At 57.5% G+C, this 15,418-nt stretch carries 14 protein-coding genes; 10 read left to right on the top strand and 4 right to left on the bottom strand.

The window, feature by feature from the left end; all coding sequences use genetic code 11:
- The first annotated feature begins 88 nt into the window (after positions 1 to 88).
- Positions 89 to 865, top strand: coding sequence for a helix-turn-helix domain-containing protein (locus tag N655_RS17310; protein WP_081823570.1), 777 nt, complete (start codon positions 89 to 91; stop codon positions 863 to 865).
- Here N655_RS17310 and N655_RS0104700 read toward each other — a convergent pair whose 3' ends face one another.
- Together N655_RS0104700 and mltG are read right to left on the bottom strand one after the other, a co-directional pair.
- On the bottom strand, positions 866 to 1,753 hold the full coding sequence (locus tag N655_RS0104700) for a DUF4292 domain-containing protein (RefSeq protein ID WP_026442065.1): 888 nt from the start codon (positions 1,751 to 1,753) through the stop codon (positions 866 to 868).
- Positions 1,754 to 1,883: 130 nt separating this feature from the next.
- On the bottom strand, positions 1,884 to 2,873 hold the full coding sequence (gene mltG, locus N655_RS0104695) for an endolytic transglycosylase MltG (RefSeq protein WP_081823568.1): 990 nt from the start codon (positions 2,871 to 2,873) through the stop codon (positions 1,884 to 1,886).
- A 104-nt stretch (positions 2,874 to 2,977) separates the two neighbouring features.
- On the opposite strand from mltG, the gene ruvX reads away from it, so the two are divergent.
- The 3 genes from ruvX to N655_RS0104680 all read left to right on the top strand — a co-directional run bounded on the left by ruvX (position 2,978) and on the right by N655_RS0104680 (position 4,690).
- Complete coding sequence (ruvX, locus tag N655_RS0104690) at positions 2,978 to 3,439, top strand: Holliday junction resolvase RuvX (RefSeq protein ID WP_026442063.1); 462 nt, start codon at positions 2,978 to 2,980, stop codon at positions 3,437 to 3,439.
- A 99-nt stretch (positions 3,440 to 3,538) separates the two neighbouring features.
- Entirely contained in the window at positions 3,539 to 4,024 is a 486-nt protein-coding gene (locus N655_RS0104685; protein ID WP_026442062.1) for a GreA/GreB family elongation factor, read from the top strand.
- Positions 4,025 to 4,030: 6 nt separating this feature from the next.
- Positions 4,031 to 4,690: a CDP-alcohol phosphatidyltransferase family protein gene (locus tag N655_RS0104680; protein ID WP_026442061.1), complete on the top strand. Its 660-nt coding sequence runs from the start codon at positions 4,031 to 4,033 to the stop codon at positions 4,688 to 4,690.
- Between the two features lie 55 nt (positions 4,691 to 4,745).
- Here the strand turns inward: N655_RS0104680 and N655_RS0104675 are convergent, their stop codons facing one another.
- On the bottom strand, positions 4,746 to 6,500 hold the full coding sequence (locus N655_RS0104675; protein ID WP_026442060.1) for an ATP-binding protein: 1,755 nt from the start codon (positions 6,498 to 6,500) through the stop codon (positions 4,746 to 4,748).
- Positions 6,501 to 6,680: 180 nt separating this feature from the next.
- A complete protein-coding gene (locus N655_RS0104670) occupies positions 6,681 to 7,703 on the bottom strand; it encodes an aldo/keto reductase (RefSeq protein ID WP_202900315.1) in 1,023 nt (340 codons plus the stop codon).
- A gap of 170 nt (positions 7,704 to 7,873) precedes the next feature.
- Here N655_RS0104670 and N655_RS17305 point away from each other — a divergent pair, with 170 nt between their 5' ends.
- The 6 genes from N655_RS17305 (at position 7,874) to N655_RS0104640 (ending at position 14,891) form a co-directional block, all read left to right on the top strand.
- Entirely contained in the window at positions 7,874 to 8,233 is a 360-nt protein-coding gene (locus N655_RS17305) for a cupredoxin domain-containing protein (protein WP_162173487.1), read from the top strand.
- A gap of 137 nt (positions 8,234 to 8,370) precedes the next feature.
- Positions 8,371 to 11,154 (top strand): SLBB domain-containing protein, encoded by a 2,784-nt coding sequence (locus N655_RS0104660; RefSeq protein WP_044933979.1) that lies wholly within the window; start codon positions 8,371 to 8,373, stop codon positions 11,152 to 11,154.
- A 350-nt stretch (positions 11,155 to 11,504) separates the two neighbouring features.
- Positions 11,505 to 12,269 carry a sugar transferase gene (locus N655_RS17300; RefSeq protein ID WP_202900314.1) on the top strand — a complete coding sequence of 255 codons (765 nt, stop codon included), beginning with the start codon at positions 11,505 to 11,507 and terminating at the stop codon, positions 12,267 to 12,269.
- A 73-nt stretch (positions 12,270 to 12,342) separates the two neighbouring features.
- Entirely contained in the window at positions 12,343 to 12,651 is a 309-nt protein-coding gene (gene gatC, locus N655_RS0104650) for an Asp-tRNA(Asn)/Glu-tRNA(Gln) amidotransferase subunit GatC (RefSeq protein WP_026442056.1), read from the top strand.
- Entirely contained in the window at positions 12,651 to 14,108 is a 1,458-nt protein-coding gene (gatA, locus tag N655_RS0104645) for an Asp-tRNA(Asn)/Glu-tRNA(Gln) amidotransferase subunit GatA (protein WP_026442055.1), read from the top strand. The genes gatC and gatA overlap by 1 nt, the downstream gene beginning before the upstream one ends.
- A gap of 3 nt (positions 14,109 to 14,111) precedes the next feature.
- On the top strand, positions 14,112 to 14,891 hold the full coding sequence (locus N655_RS0104640; protein WP_026442054.1) for an ATP-binding cassette domain-containing protein: 780 nt from the start codon (positions 14,112 to 14,114) through the stop codon (positions 14,889 to 14,891).
- Positions 14,892 to 15,418 lie beyond the last annotated feature (527 nt).

The raw sequence follows: 15,418 nt of genomic DNA, 5'->3' as shown, positions 1-15,418 counted from the left end.
GATTGTGTATGCCTGAAACAGTTTTTCATGCAGGCAACATATCCAGGGATTTCCCGGCATCCATGTGCTTAGAGGGTGGGGGTGTCAGATGAAAAGCAAACGGCCGGAAGCAGAACGGTCTTCGATTGACCCCGGAAGTGCGGAATCCTTTATTGCCGAAAAGCATATCGGCGAGCGGATCAAGAGGCTGCGGCTGAAAAAGTCCATGGGACTGGTGGAGCTGGGCCGGCACACGGGCCTGTCTGCCAGCTTTCTGTCCCAGCTTGAAACCGGACGGGTGGTGCCGACGCTGCGCAACCTTGCGCGCATTGCGATGGTCTTTGGCAAAGACCTTTCTTACTTCTTTGAAAGCGAGCCGCATACCGTCTTCCGCATCCACAAAAAGAGTGATCGTGTGCGCCTTCCTCAGACAGGCGTAGATGACCCCACTTATTACTTTGAAAGCATGGGCTATATGGTGCCAGACCGGCAGCTGGATCCATACTATGCGGAGTTTATCCCGGTAAAGAAGCCGGTTCCGATTCAGTCCCATGTGCATCCGGGATATGAATTTCTTTATGTGCTCGAAGGTGAGCTGGAGATCCGACACGGAGAAAAGCTCCACGTACTCGAAGCAGGCGACGGCGTTTATTTTGACGCCAGTACCCCTCACTCTTATCGATGTGCGGGAAAGGACCCCGCCAAAGCCATTATCGTGAGTATGCACCAGCCCACCGTGCATCAACCGGCGGTGCATCTGCGGCCGATGGGTGCTCCGGTCGGAAGCGCGGCGTCGCAAGGTGGAAAGACCACCGGGGTGGCCGCGACAAGGCCGGTGGTGCCGACGTCTTCTGGCGCTGGGCAGGAGATGCGGGCCAAGATTTAGCTAGGGCAGCTTCTGGATTTTTGTGCCCTCGGGAATCTTCAACTGGAACTGGTCGTCTGGCAGAGGCTGGTTGACGGTCACCTTCTGGAAGGTAATCACAATCTGATATTCCTCAAGCGGCCTCCGGATGGTGATACTGCCGGGGAAACGGAAGCTGCCGAAATTCTGGTAGGGTCCATAGATGGCCTGGGTCTGGATGTTGCCGTCCTTGTCGTAAATGTCTTCGCCGCTGGGCAGCAGGGTGGTGCGGTCCACATGGATGATCCGGGCCGGGATGAGTAGATTGCTCTGGCCGCTGTCCTGCTTAAAGACATTCAGATTGTATTCAGGCTGGAGCAGGAGCTCCTTTCGCCTGGGGTCGGTGATGGTGCGGGTGTCTGTGGTGAGCGAGAGCAGATCATCGGGCCCGATGCTGTGAATCAGCAGGGAATCAAAGAAAATGTAAGGACGCATGTTCTCAAGAGCATTCGGCGAAGGCTTGGTCACTGTATTGGTGCCGACGATGGCCTTGTTCTCATGCGGGATCCAGAGCTTGAAAGTGTCACCATCGCTGGCCAGATCAAAGGCCCGTGTACTGATGACGGGCAGCATCCCCAGCACGCGCAGCATCTCGGGCTTGCGCAGAAGGATATAGCCTCGGATCGAGGTGTAGTCGGTGATCTTTCCTTTTTTCTCACCCCCTACGGTGGCCTGGAACTCGACAGTGGCGTTCAGCGTCTGGATAGAGTCGTACTGCCGGTTGATGTTGCTGACAAGCTGCTGAGCATCGGCGGAAAGGACCACGCTGGGCATCTTGGGCTGAGGGACCTTGCGGGTATGGATCAGGCATCCGGTGAGGACCGGCAGCAAACAGGTCGTCGCACATGCTTGAATCCAGAGTCTTCTCATCCTGGCCTTAAGGTCCATATTCACAGAGGTCTTTGTGCTTTTGATTCCGAGGGAAAAACGAGGGGCGTCCAGTCTGGTGGCAGCGGTCGATTTCCGAGCGCCAACCGAGCAGGTTTCCTCGATTGCTCCCTTATTTTTTCAGTCCCGCCATCCTCTGGGACTCTCTATAAGCCTGAACATTTTTCTCGTGTTCTTCGAGTGTCTTGGCAAAGCGGGAGTTGCCGGATGGGTCCGCGCTTGCGGCGACAAAGTATAAAAACTCGGTCTTTGCCGGATGCATCGCGGCCTGGAGCGATACGATACCGGGATTGCAGATGGGACCCGGCGGCAGTCCCGTATGTTTATACGTGTTATAGGGCGAATCGCCGTCCAGGTCGGAGCGGAAAATGGTGCCCCTGTACTTCCCTTCTAACAGATCGGCATAAATCACAGAAGGGTCTGTCATCAAAGGCATCCCCTTGTTCATGCGATTGACGAAGACGCTGGCCACCAGCGGGCGCTCGCTCTGGATGGGGGTTTCGCGCTCGACCAGAGAGGCCAGGGTCACCACTGCATGATAATTCCCCAGCAGGTCAATGCTGTCTGCCGCCTGCCGGAAGCGATGGACCATGGCGGCGATCATCTGGTCCGGTGTGGCGTGACGGGAAAAGTGATAAGTGTCGGGAAAGAGGTATCCTTCCACGGTCTGTGCATTTGGCTCCATGTCCGCGATCAAATTCACGTCCTTGTGTGCCGCCTGGAGAAATGCCTCTCTGCTGCCCAGTCTGGCAGTTTCCACCCGCTGGGCCACATCAAAAATATTGGCCCCTTCCGGGATGGTGAAGGCCACGGTATAGACGTCTCCTCTTTCCAGACGCGCGTACACCTCAGACATACGCGCCGGGTGATCAAAGCGATACTCTCCGGCCTTCAGGGTCCCACCCTTGATGAGACGCATGGCGTCGAACACATACCGGTTCCAGATGAGGCCGCGAGACTGCAAGAGCGCGGCGATCTGGCTGGATCCTGTACGTGGCGGGATGTCTAAAAACGTCTCCGACCGTGGCCCGCGAGGCACATCAAGGGAAAACCCGATGAAGAGCAGGACTGCAATGACTGCAAGAAGTAATAGACGTCGCAATTCCAGAGTGACCTGTAAGTTGTTTTGATTCCCTATCTGAATTGTATGATGCGGGTATTTTTCGCCAGATCGAGACGGGCCATTCTGCGCGTAAGATGACTCTTATGGAAGAGGTGCCGCGCATCCTGGGACTGGACGTGGGAAACCGCCGCATCGGCGTGGCTGTCTCCGATGCTCTGGGCCTGACGGCGCAGCCGGTGCTGACACTGGAGCGTAAGAACCCACGGGCCGACCTGCGTTCTTTAGCGCGGCTGGCAAGAAAATATGGCTGCCAGGAGATTGTCGTGGGCCACCCGCTCCACCTTTCAGGAGAAAGGGGCCGGCAGGCAGAGAAAGTCCAGAAATTTGCGCAGGCACTGGCCGAGGTGGCCGCGCTTCCGGTCCATCTGTGGGACGAGCGGCTTACAACGGCCGAGGCGCACCGTATTCTGTATGAGGCCGGACGTCATCGTGCTGAGCACGGCCGTGTAGTGGACCAGGTGGCCGCTGTGCTGGTCCTCCAGGAGTTCCTGGAGACGAGAAGGCAAGATGCCCCGGGGCCAGAGACGAGCGGTCCCTCTTTGTGATTGCCGCCGGGACGGTATAATAAAAGTTCAGCGGTGATCTGGTTTGGCCGTGCTGGAACGGCCCTGCCTAAACTCCAGGGCCGCGACGGACTATTTTCCATGCCTGAACATATCAAGAAAAAACTGCTCGAAGAAATCAAGCAGCTTGAGCATGAACTTGCTCACGAGCTTCCTCAGGAGATCAAGAAAGCGGCAGCGCTGGGGGACCTGAGCGAAAACGCCGAATATCACATGGCCAAACAGCGCCAGGAATTTGTGAATGCGCGCCTGGGCCAGCTGAAAAAGCGCATGGCGGAGCTGTCTCTGGTCAATCTAGCCAATATTCCCAAAGACCGCGTGGCATTCGGCTCCACAGTGGTCGTCTATGATCCTTCCAAGGACGAGGAAATTGAGTACAAGCTGGTGACCAGTGAGGAGTCTGATGTGAGCAAGGGGCTGATTTCAACCACCTCTCCCATCGGTCGGGCCCTGGTCGGCAAACAGGTGGGCGATGAAGTCACCGTAGTCACGCCCAATGGAAAGCGCCAGCTTGAGATCCTGAAGCTGACGACCATCCACGATGAAGTGGAAGCAAAAGCGGAATAAGCTGTCATGGCCTCCAATAAAAGCTGGACGAATGCCTTTGGGCGGGCCTGTGGAGTGTTGCTCCAGGCCATCGTGAATGGCCTGGCGCTGACCCGCATTTCGCCGAATGTCCTGACCTTTATTGGGCTTCTGATCAACACGATTGCCGCCATTCTGTTTGGTTACGCCAACGAACACAACTACGTGCGGATGTTTCTCTATGCCGGCCTGGTGATCATTGGCGCAGGAATCTTTGACATGGTGGATGGTCGGGTCGCCCGGCAGACTGACCAGGTGACGGTCTTCGGGGCGTTTTTTGATTCCGTGATCGACCGCTATTCGGACGTGGTGCTGTTCTTCGGGCTGCTCGTGTTTTATGCCCGGGGCAACCGCTTCTTTTACGTGGTGCTGGCCGCCTTTGTCATGGTCACTTCATTGATGGTCAGCTATACGCGGGCGCGGGCCGAAGCGCTTATCGGGCAATGCAAAGTGGGTTTCATGGAGCGTCCCGAGCGCATTGTGCTGATCATTCTGGGCGCGCTCTTCAATCGCTGGGGGGTGATGGCGCCTGTGCTCTGGGTGCTGGCCGTTCTTTCCACGATCACCGTCATCCATCGTATCCGCTACACCTATCAGATGACCAAAGAAATGGGGCCGGTGCGGCCTACTGCGATTCCCACGCGCTGAGGCAAAGTTCAGCCATAGCCCACCCGCTCAACCTGCAGACGTACCGCCCAAGCCGTCAGGCGATCTCCATCGAGGTCCATTCGGAGTATTTTTTCAGCTTTTTCTTGAGGACCGGTTCAAGGGCCTTGCGCTCCTGCGCCTTCAGATGGGTACACAGGTCCAGCGCGTGGCGGAGCATCTCGCAGGCGGCGTGTTGTGCTTCACGGTTTCCGGCGGTGTCGGCGGCCAGATGCAGCGCTTCAATGGCTTGTTGCCAGCAGCCTGCGGCTTCATAGTGACGGGCCAGCTCCGAGGCAATATTTGCCTCACTTCCGGCAAACATGGTCTTCAGATGTTCTGCGACGCGGCGGTGCCGCTCTGCGCGGCGGGCCGCTGGCTGTCGCGAGTAGAGGGCTTCACGAAACAGTCCATGCGCGAACACATAAAACGTGGAGCGCGTACCGTCCGGCAGCTCATCCTGCCCGGCCGGATTCAGCAGGCGCGTCCGCCTGGCAAGCGAGGCAAACTCATCTTCCACATCCGGTACGCCGGTCTTTAAGGCAGCGGCTGCGGCCCAGGCAGGAAAAATGGCGCCGACGATACTGCCAGCTTCAAGCAGCCGCCGGTCCGCCTCAGACAGGCGCTCCAGTTGGAGGTCCATCATGCCGAGCAGGCCCTGGGGGATTCCCAGTTCGATCTCTGACAGAGGGAGCGACAGCTGCCAGGTGCCATTTTGGTTCTCCATGAGACGCTCTCTTTGCAAATGGTCAAGAATGGCGGCCATGAACAGCGGATTGCCTTCAGAGTGCTGATGGACGAAACTGGCCAGGCCGGAGGGCAGGCAACTGGTCTGAAGCTGACGCTTGAGATATCCGGCGACGGCTTCGCGGTCGAGGGCCAGAAGAGGGATGACGCAACAGAGGCGGTGCGTGGTCAGGTCCTCTTTCAGGCGCTTCAGCGGATGCTGCCCATCCAATTCTCCCGGACGGCAGCTTGCCAGCAGCATCAGACGGGCCTGCCCGCGCCTGCGGGCCAGAGCAGAGATGAAGTCGAGCGTGGAAGCGTCGGCCCAATGCAGATCTTCAAAGACCAGTAAAAGCGGTTCCTCCTGTGCCAGTGCTTCGACTGCCTCGCACAATTCTCCCAGGGAAGGAGGCCTGCCTGGGTCCTCGGCCTTTTTGCCAAACCAGCCCGGGACCAGTCTGGCCAGGACCTGGCTGGGCCTTTCATAGGCTAGCAGTTGCCCCAGTGCCTCGCGGACGGGGTAGAGCGCCTCCTTGCCGCCGAAACCCTCCATCGACTGGCCCCGGGCAATCCGCAGATGGCTGCTGTGACCGACACGCTCACAAAAGGCGTCCACAAGGAAGGTCTTCCCCATGCCCGCATCGCCGCAGAGAAAGACCATCTGGCGCTGTCCCCGGAGGGCCCGGGCAAAATCGCTTTCAAGCTTTGCCAGTTCGGCTTCACGTCCAACAAGGCCCACTCCTGCTTCGGTTGCGGATGCGCCGGACGGTGAGGAACCGTGGACCTCCTCAACTCCGCATACAAAGCGATATCCCCGCTTGGGAACGGTCAGAATATATTGCGGACGGTCAGGGTCATCGCCGAGGACCTTGCGCAGCTCCAGGATATAAGTGCGCAGTACCTGAGGCTGAACATAGGTTTCCGGCCAGAGCGCATCAAGAAGCTCGTCATGGGTAATCAGGCGCTGGGGGCTCTCCACCAGATAGCGCAGGACGGCAAATGGCTTGGGTGCGAGCGGCACCGGTTTGCCGTCACGCCAAAGCAATTCGTTCTGAGCATCGATCCGGAAGCAACCAAACTGCTTCATAAGGAAAATTCTTCAGCAACCTTGTCAGCTAAGACTTGTTTTTTCTGTAACTGTTAGCAAACCATGGGCCAACGCACGAGAAGACATGGCCATTGTTGCAAGGATAAGGGTTTCGTTTCCAGCATCGTTGTCCCGATGCTGTCCGGAAATGGGCATGGCCTGTCCATTTCCGGACAAGGATTACAGGTTTAACATTTTCATCATGGCAGGAGCGTAACGATCTCCTGCTGCGGCCCCTTTGGGTGCAATTGCATCGAGCTCTGCCAGGTCTTCCACGGTCAGCTGGACATCCACTGCTGCCACATTTTCTTCGAGGTAGCTGCACCGCTTGGTCCCCGGAATGGGGACGATGTCTTCTCCTTGCGCTAGGACCCAGGCCAAAACCAGTTGCGAGGCCCGAACGCCTTTCTTGCGGGCAAGCTGTTCTATTTTTGCCACCAGGTCCAGATTTTTCTGGAAGTTTTCTCCCTGAAAACGTGGTGAAGTGCGCCGCCAGTCTTCTGGCGCCAGGTCCTCAAAGCTGCGGATCTGGCCCGTAAGAAAGCCCCTTCCCAGCGGAGAATACGCAACCAGGCCTATTCCAAGTTCCCGCAGCGTGGCGAGGACCCCATTTTCTTCGATATCGCGGCTCCAGAGGGAATACTCGCTTTGCAGGGCGGCAATGGGGTGGACGGAATGGGCGCGGCGGATGGTCTTCGGGCCAGCCTCAGAGAGGCCAAGATAGCGGACCTTCCCCTGGCGGACGAGATCGGACATGGCACCCACGGTCTCTTCGATGGGCGTGTCCGGGTCTACGCGATGCTGATAGTACAGGTCAATGGTCTCCACGCCCAGACGCCGGAGGCTGGCATCGCAGGCGGCGCGGACATATTCCGGCCTGCCATTCACACTGCGGGTGCCGTCTTCTTTGCGGATGATGCCGAATTTCGTGGCAATGAGGACCTGTTGCCGGTATGGCCGCAAGGCCTGCCCGACCAGAATCTCATTGGTATGCGGGCCGTAGATGTCAGATGTATCAAAGAAGTTGATTCCCAGCTCGATTGCCCGGTGGATGGTGGCGATGGCCCCGGCCTCATCACGGTCCTTCTGCTGGCCGTAGAAGTCAGACATGCCCATGCATCCCAGGCCGATGGCGGAAACGGTGGGTCCCTGTCGTCCTAATCTGCGCTGCTGGATCAAGTCTGGTCCTCCTCTGTGCTGCATGGAGTCTGCTTGTACTATGTCAAGGATAAGATTCGCCGGCGGTCCTGAAGATGCAGAGGGTTGAGCAGTTTTATCCTCCCCGCCGTGGAGCGCCTTTGTTTCCCCCGCCCGTCTGTACAATAAAGGAAGTCAGGGTTAGGGATTCAAAAGAAGTCAAGGGTAAAGGATTCGTGAACCAGGTCCGGCGCTGTTTCTTTGTCTTTCTGATGATGGTATGGGTTGTGCCTGCTTTTCTGGGGGCGCAGGCGGAACGCACCATCACCATTCATGCCAAGCGGTATCAGTTTGTCCCCGGAGAGATCACGTTGGTGAAGGGCGAGCCTGTGCGGCTGGTGCTGATCTCAGATGATGTGGATCATGGACTGGCCGTCAAAGGGCTTGGTATCCGTGAGGAGATGCCGAAGCACAAGACCGTGGAAGTAGAGGTCACTCCCGAGCAGACAGGAGATTTTCCGGGAAGCTGCTCGCGGTTTTGCGGTGCGGGCCATGCGGAAATGAAGTTTATCGTCCATGTAGTCGAAAAGCAGTGATGCAAGAGCGCACGATGGCGCACCGGGGCCGCCTGTAGAGTTGCAGCAGCGCAAGGCCCCTGCACGTGGGATTGAAAACGACACGCTGTTTCAAGGAGTCAATACGCGGCCGGCCTCAGAGGCGTGCTGCATGTGTTATGCGTAAGCAACTGGTCTTTCCTCTCGCGGTGTTCCTGCTGGCGGCCACAACGCAGGTCCACTCCCAAAGCGCTATGGACATGGATGCGCAAAGCCAGAACCAGGGGCAGGTAGACTGTTCCGATCCGGTCAATGCTGCCTCCGCAGCGTGCGGAGCAGTGGACATAGCGGGCCAAGGGTCCCTTGGACTGGGCCTTGGCGCCGGGACGGGAGAGAGAAATGTTCCTCTGGGCGCACCCCTGGGCACGCGGACATACACGGACCTGGGGACCTCCGGTAATCAACAGCAAAGAAGCATCCTGCCAACAACGGTTCCTGCTCCTCCCGAACCGCTGACCGAGTTCCAGAAGTTTGTGGCCGGAACCACAGGAGAAGTGCTGCCGATTTTCGGGGCTGACCTGTTCCGCTACGTGCCCACCACGTTTACTCCGCTGGAACAGGCGCCGGTCACGGCGGATTATGTCATTGGCGCAGGCGATGTGCTGCGTATCCGGGTCTGGGGGCAGGTCAATTTCAATGCAGATGTGCGTGTGGACCGCACGGGGTCCATTTATCTTCCGCAGGTGGGGAGCATCCATGTCGCGGGGCTTCCTTTTTCGGCGCTGGACCAGCATCTGCGTACGGAAATCGGACGGGTCTACCGCAATTTTGATCTGACCGTGGACATTGGACAGACCCGCTCGATCCAGGTGTATGTGGTGGGGCAGGCGAGGCGTCCGGGCATGTATACCGTCAGCGCACTCAGTACGCTGGTGAATGCGCTGTTTTCCTCCGGAGGGCCATCGAGCCAGGGGTCTTTGCGCGACATTCAACTGAAGCGCAATGGCCAGACGGTGACGCACTTTGATCTTTATGACTTGCTTGTGAATGGCGACAAATCGAGGGACGTGCAGCTTCTTGCCGGCGATGTCATCTTTATTCCACCTGCCGGGCCGCAGGTAGCGCTTACCGGAAGTGTGCGCCACCCGGGCATCTATGAGCTGCTGGATGCGAAGACCACGATCGAGCAAGTGCTGGCCTATGCCGGAGGGGCTTCCTCCCTTGCGGCAGACGCCCGCATTTCCATCGAGCGCAACGATGGGCACCAGGCGCGGGAGGCCATGGAAGTTGCCTATAACGCTGCTGGTCTGGGCACTGTGCTGCGGGATGGAGATGTGCTGCGCATCCTTTCGATCCCTGCAAGATTTGAAAAGACGGTGACGCTTCGCGGCAATACGGCCAATCCCGGGCGCTTTGCCTGGCACGAGGGGATGAAGTTGAGCGACCTCATCCCGGACAAGGACTCCCTCATCACGCGCGATTATTACTGGAAGCGCGCCCAGTTAGGGCTGCCGACTCCGGAGTTTCAGCCTTATGTTTCCGGGCCGGTGCAGTATCAGCCTTCGCATCCGGTGGACCTGCAATCGCGGCAGGCCTACCAGCAGTGGCAGATGCAGAACCGCTTCCAGAAGCTGCCGAACGGACAGTATGCTCTGGTTGCTCCCGGACCTGATGAGCAAAACCAGAATGGTCAGACCGGCCAGGGGCGAGCGGGCGCCAATGAATATCCTTATGCGCAGGGGAGCGTGTATCTCCAGCAGCCGCAACAGTATGAGGGGCTGCTCCCGCCAACGCAGGCCAATGGTGCACCATCCTCCGGCACGGGGACTGATCTTTTTCAAAACCTGCAGCTTCAGCAATCCGGGAGTTCTTCTTCCTCCCCGATGCAGTCGTCCGGCAGCACCCTGAACCCCTCGCAACTGACGGGCAGCGGAAGCCTGGGATTCCGGCGGGTGATAACCCAGAACACAGCTTCGGCGACGCGACGGAATGATGTGCAGCTTTCAGCGCCAGAGATTGACTGGCATTATGCTGTCATCGAGCGCATGGACCCGCAGACCCTGAAGACCTCCCTGGTCCCTTTTGATCTTGGCAAGCTGGTGCTGGAACACGATCCCACACAAGACCTGGCGTTGCAGCCGGGAGACGTGGTGACGGTCTTCTCGCAGGCCGATCTGCGGGTGCCTCAGGAACAGCAGACGAAATTTGTACGTCTGGAAGGAGAATTTGTCAGTGCTGGAATCTACAGCGTGCGTCCGGGAGAAACACTGCGGCAGCTTGTGGTCCGTGCCGGAGGCCTGACCCCTGGGGCCTATCTTTACGGCTCGGAATTTACCCGCGAATCCACCCGTGTACTGCAGCAGCAGCGTCTGGATGAGTATGTACAGAGTGTGGAGCTGGAGACACAGCGCGGCGTACTTGCCGGAACGGCTTCGGCCGCATCCGCGCAGGATGTGGCCAGTGCAACTTCCGCGCAGGCCAGCGCCCGCGACCTGCTCTCCCGCCTGCACCAGCTACGTGCGACCGGCCGGATTGTTCTGCAGATCCGGCCCGATGCCAGAGGCGTAGACAGCCTTCCCGATCTGCCTCTGGAAGATGGCGATGTCTTCGTGGTGCCTCCGAAGCCCTCCACGGTCAACGTTGTAGGCGCAGTTTATGACCAGAATTCGTTCATGTTCATGCCCGGACGTCGGGTGGGCGATTATCTGAAGATGGCAGGTGGTCCCAACCGCGATGCGGACAAAAAGCACATGTTCATCATTCGTGCGGATGGGTCAGTGGTGAGCCGCACAGTGAACAGCGGACTTTGGGGAAATACGTTTGAATCGGCAAAGATTTATCCGGGAGATACGATTGTGGTCCCGGAGAAGACCTTCCGGCCGACGATTTTGCGCGGTATCCTGGACTGGTCACAGCTCTTTTCGCAGCTGGCGTTAGGTGCTGCCGCCATCAGCGTTATTTAGAAAACCCAGATGGTTTGTGGAAGCGTCTCAACCCAGTGAATGCCAAAGAAAATTTATAATCAAAAAGGCAATTTCGGGATGCAGTTCCCGAATTGAAACGATGTTAGCTACATTTTCACTACTTTAAAAAAATCAATCGTACTCCATCCCTTAAGATTTGCTTTTGATGCCGAGGTGGTAGACAGACATCTGGTGTTGCCACCTTTCTGAGAAACAAGAGGTTGGTTTGAGAAATTAAAGACTTACAGTTTGCCCACAACAAAGTCCAACAATTGGAGTTTTAGTTTCTAGACCAGAGTTTCAGAAAAGCAGAAGCGCAGTGTAATTTTTGCCCTATCAGGAATCGAGCTATGAACTTTACCCCCGTTGTTCTGAAGCCCAATTCTGTGTCTCATCTGGAATCGCAAGAAGTTGTAAAGGTGCAAATCACGCCTGCTTTCCCGCAGGGCCGGGCGGCCGCACACCCGCAACTGCACAGGAACGCCTGGAGTCTTTCCGATGGCAAGCGCATGTTTGATCTGGTGGCAGCGACACTGGGGCTGATTGTCTTTTCTCCACTCATGGTGGTCATTGCTGCTGCGATTGCTCTGACCTCGCCGGGACCGGTGTTGTTCCGCCAGAAGCGCATGGGCAGGCGAGGAAGCCTGTTTACGATTTATAAATTCCGCACGATGGTAAACGGGGCAGAAAACGGTCCTTCCATTACGGTGCAGGGGGATACACGCATTACCCGAGTCGGGGCCATTTTGCGGAAATTCAAACTGGATGAACTGCCCCAGTTGATCAATGTCCTCAAGGGCGATATGAGCTTTGTGGGGCCACGGCCCAAGCTGCCGCACCATGAAAGCCTGCACATGCCTTTCCGTCCAGGAATCACCGGAGCGGCGACCCTTGCATTCCGTTGCGAGGAGGAGATTCTGCAAAAAATCCCGCAACATGAGCTGGATTACTTCTACGCACGCACGATCAAGCCTCTGAAGGCCAAGTTGGATTGGGAATATATGCAGCGCGCAACCTGGCGGAGTGACTTTGCTCTTCTGTGGTCAACGCTCACCGCCTGCCTTTCCCGGCAGACCGTCCCTGTTCCTGTAATTGAATTTCCTGGCGCCGATTAGCCCGTCTTCCATCCAGCCCTTTCCCGCTATACTTTGGAGAAGGGGTTGGTTGTCCCCTGGAAAGTGCCTATCCATGAGCGTGTCTCTTGACGATGTTCGCCACGTGGCCGAACTTGCAAACCTGGAACTGACAGCGGAAGAAGAAGGCCGCATGTTACGTGATTTGAATGCCATTCTTGCCCACGTTGCGCAGATGAATGAACTGGATACATCGGATGTAGAGCCGATGGCGCAGGTCAGCGAAGTTGTGCAGCAGGCCCAGGCAGACACCTTTCTGCGTAAGGACGAGGTGCGCTCCTCGCTGGACCGAGTGCAGGTGATGGCTTCGGCCCCGGAGACCGATGGGACCTTCTTCAAAGTTCCGAAAGTGATTGAACGGTAATGACAGTTGAAACAGCAGTTTCCAGGCCGCCTTCCATTGGTGAAGTGCGTCGCGCCATTGAATCTGGCAGCAGGAAGGCCGTCGAATGGACGGAGGCCGTTTTCGAGCAGATCCGTCTGCGCGATCCGCAGATCCACGCCTATCTTTCGCTGCACCCTGAGCGTGCATTGGCGCAGGCGCGCCGAATCGATGAAATGGCGGCGAAAGGAGATCCACTGCCTCCACTGGCGGGGGTGCCAGTGGGAATCAAAGATGTACTCACGATTGAAGGGTTGCCGGCGACGGCCGGATCGAAGATCCTGGAAGGCTACATCGCTCCTTACACGGCGACCTCTGTCCGCAGGCTGGAAGAGGCGGGTGCTGTGATTCTGGGAAAGATCAACTGCGATGAATTTGCCATGGGCTCTTCGAATGAGAACTCAGCCTATGGTCCGGTACGCAACCCGCATGCGCTGGACCGCGTGCCGGGTGGTTCCAGCGGCGGATCGGCAGCAGCTGTGGCGGCGGGCATGGCGGTGGCGGCCCTGGGCACGGATACTGGAGGATCGATCCGCCAGCCGGCATCCTTCTGCGGTGTGGTTGGCCTCCTGCCCACCTACGGTCGCGTTTCACGCTATGGACTGATTGCCTTTGCATCCTCGCTGGACCGTGTGGGGCCCTTTGCTGCCAATGTGCGCGATGCCGCGACGGTGCTGGGCGTGCTGGTAGGACATGATCCGATGGATGCGACCTCCTCTCCGCTGCCAGTTCCAGACTATGCCGCTGGTCTGGACCAGGGGGTTGCCGGACTGAAGCTTGGAGTTCCCTCCGAGTATTTTGCCGAGGGGCTTGACCCTGAGGTGCGGGCGGTGGTGGAGCGGACCATGGATGAGCTTCGTGCTGCTGGCGCAGAGATACGGCCGATCTCACTGCCGCACACGCGCTATGCGATTCCCACCTATTACCTGATTGCCACGGCCGAGGCCAGCGCCAATCTGGCGCGGTTTGATGGCGTGCGATACGGCTTCCGTGCCGCGGAGGCGAACACCCTTTCCGCCATGTACCGCCGCTCGCGCGATCTGGGCTTCGGGCCGGAGGTGAAGCGCCGCATCATGCTGGGCACGTATGCCCTGAGTGCCGGCTACTACGATGCGTATTACAAGAAGGCGCAGCAGGTACGCCGCCTGTTGACGGACGATTTTCTGAGAGCATTTGCGGAAGTGGATGCCATTCTTACTCCTACAGCGCCTACGCCTGCTTTCAGACTGGGCGAGAAGACCGATGACCCTGTCTCGATGTATCTGGCCGATATTTACACGGTAACGGCGAGTCTGGCGGGCATCTGCGGGGTTTCCGTGCCCTGCGGAAAATCCTCTGAGGGGCTGCCTATCGGATTGCAGGTCCTTGGCGGCCATTTTCAGGAAGCCATGATTCTCCGCGTGGCCCAGGCGGTTGAGTCTTTACAGAGCGAAACGTAAACCGTGCCTCTGGTTACTGTCGAGCACCTCTCCAAGAGCTACCCCCGGCGGGTTGGCCTGCGCTCCCGGCAGGTGCTCGCGGTAGACAGTGTCTCCTTCCACATTGAACGCGGCGAAACACTCGGCTTGGTTGGCGAGTCTGGCTCCGGCAAGAGCACGATTGCACGCATGGTACTGGGGTTGGTCGAACCTACAGCGGGACGGGTATGCTTCGACGGTCAGCCCATCAGCGGAAGAACCCAGCGCAGTTTGCATGACATCCGGCGGCGGATGCAGCCGGTCTTTCAGGACCCCTTTGCTGCGCTCAACCCAAGAATGCGGGTATTGGAAATTCTTACCGAGCCGATGGTCATCCATCGCACTGTTCCCAGAAGGGATCTGCGCAATCGGGCGGCAGATTTGCTGCGGGCCGTCGGGCTGGAGGAATCGGCGCTCAGCCGCTGGCCGCACGAATTTTCAGGCGGGCAGCGACAGCGCATCAATCTGGCCCGGGCGCTGGCGCTGCGGCCGGAGATGCTGGTGCTGGATGAGCCTGTTTCGGCGCTGGACGTAAGCGTGGGTGCGCAGGTCATGAATCTTCTGCGCAGCCTCCAACGCGAATTTCAACTGACATATCTGTTTATCAGCCATTCCATGCCGCTGGTCCGCTATCTTTCGACCAGCATTGCCGTGCTGCATCGGGGCCGGATCGTGGAATACGGGCCGTCTGACAAAATCTGCAGCTCTCCGCAGCAGGAATACACCCGGACGCTGATCGCCTCGACGCCGCGGATTGAGCTTTAGCAAACATAATAAATTTTGTAAAAAGTCAAGAAAAAACTCAAAAATCCACAGTGGATTCGATGACTTTGGTCATGTGCTTGGGTAAACCCAAACGCAAAAAAGCGTTGCCTGAGGGATGGGGTTTTTCTTATCTACGAATAAGAAATAATTTCTTAGTCCAGGAGTGCAGTTTTTACCGCCCTTTGTAATAGATACACGGGTGTCTAAAGTGCGGGTATTTGTAAGTAATTGAATTCTTTCGGCAGAGGTGGACAGTGTGAAATGGTAAATCGTTTGCACTGCCGCTCTGCAAAATCCTTAATTTTATAGAAAGGCAGAAAGGTCCTCCCCCATGAACCTCGTACTGCTCATGTCCGGCGCGGGTCCGCCCGCATGGAAGCACATGTAATTTTGTTTCTTACCGCTCACCGGTATACCGGGTGGACAGGGAGAAATCCTCTTCATACGCTCGACTGCTCCTGCTGCCTCTCCTCCATCTGTAAAGTTTCAACCTAAGTTTCGGTCTGGACAGCTCTGCTGCGCCTTGA

The sequence above is a fragment of the Pseudacidobacterium ailaaui genome (genome assembly GCF_000688455.1).
GTDB lineage: Bacteria > Acidobacteriota > Terriglobia > Terriglobales > Acidobacteriaceae > Pseudacidobacterium > Pseudacidobacterium ailaaui.
This window is presented reverse-complemented; position numbering and strand designations above follow the sequence as displayed.

Bases quoted from the DNA above. Each gene is read 5' to 3' on its own strand.
- N655_RS17300 (WP_202900314.1), top strand. From the start codon at position 11,505: ATGAACTTTACCCCCGTTGTTCTGAAGCCCAATTCTGTGTCTCATCTG.
- gatC (WP_026442056.1), top strand. From the start codon at position 12,343: ATGAGCGTGTCTCTTGACGATGTTCGCCACGTGGCCGAACTTGCAAAC.
- N655_RS0104675 (WP_026442060.1), bottom strand. From the start codon at position 6,500: ATGAAGCAGTTTGGTTGCTTCCGGATCGATGCTCAGAACGAATTGCTT.
- gatA (WP_026442055.1), top strand. From the start codon at position 12,651: ATGACAGTTGAAACAGCAGTTTCCAGGCCGCCTTCCATTGGTGAAGTG.
- N655_RS0104670 (WP_202900315.1), bottom strand. From the start codon at position 7,703: ATGCAGCACAGAGGAGGACCAGACTTGATCCAGCAGCGCAGATTAGGA.
- N655_RS0104680 (WP_026442061.1), top strand. From the start codon at position 4,031: ATGGCCTCCAATAAAAGCTGGACGAATGCCTTTGGGCGGGCCTGTGGA.
- N655_RS0104685 (WP_026442062.1), top strand. From the start codon at position 3,539: ATGCCTGAACATATCAAGAAAAAACTGCTCGAAGAAATCAAGCAGCTT.
- N655_RS0104660 (WP_044933979.1), top strand. From the start codon at position 8,371: ATGCGTAAGCAACTGGTCTTTCCTCTCGCGGTGTTCCTGCTGGCGGCC.
- ruvX (WP_026442063.1), top strand. From the start codon at position 2,978: ATGGAAGAGGTGCCGCGCATCCTGGGACTGGACGTGGGAAACCGCCGC.
- N655_RS0104700 (WP_026442065.1), bottom strand. From the start codon at position 1,753: ATGAGAAGACTCTGGATTCAAGCATGTGCGACGACCTGTTTGCTGCCG.
- N655_RS17310 (WP_081823570.1), top strand. From the start codon at position 89: ATGAAAAGCAAACGGCCGGAAGCAGAACGGTCTTCGATTGACCCCGGA.